1 protein-coding gene is annotated in these 273 nt (G+C 36.6%); it reads left to right on the top strand.

Going from position 1 to position 273, the window contains the following annotated elements:
* Positions 1 to 25: 25 nt before the first annotated feature.
* The coding region (locus Q5762_RS38370) for a catalase (protein ID WP_315896942.1) at positions 26 to 273 on the top strand (248 nt) is incomplete at its 3' end.

Consider the following 273-nt stretch of genomic DNA (forward strand, 5'->3'; position numbering starts at 1 on the left):
TGGTTTTGGTTCGCATACATTTAGCATGATCAATGCAAATAATGAACGTGTCTGGGTTAAATTTCATTTCAAAACACAGCAGGGTATTAAAAACTTTACCAATGATGAAGCTACTGTAATGAAAGGAAAAGATCCTGATTTTGCGCAGCGTGATCAGGTTAAAGCGATAGATAATGGTAACTTCCCTAAATGGAAAATGAAAATTCAGGTAATGACAGATGAACAGGCGAAAAGCTTTCCTTTCAACCCTTTTGATGTTACCAAAACATGGCC

This window comes from Streptomyces sp. P9(2023) (genome assembly GCF_032436795.1).
Lineage (GTDB): Bacteria > Actinomycetota > Actinomycetes > Streptomycetales > Streptomycetaceae > Streptomyces.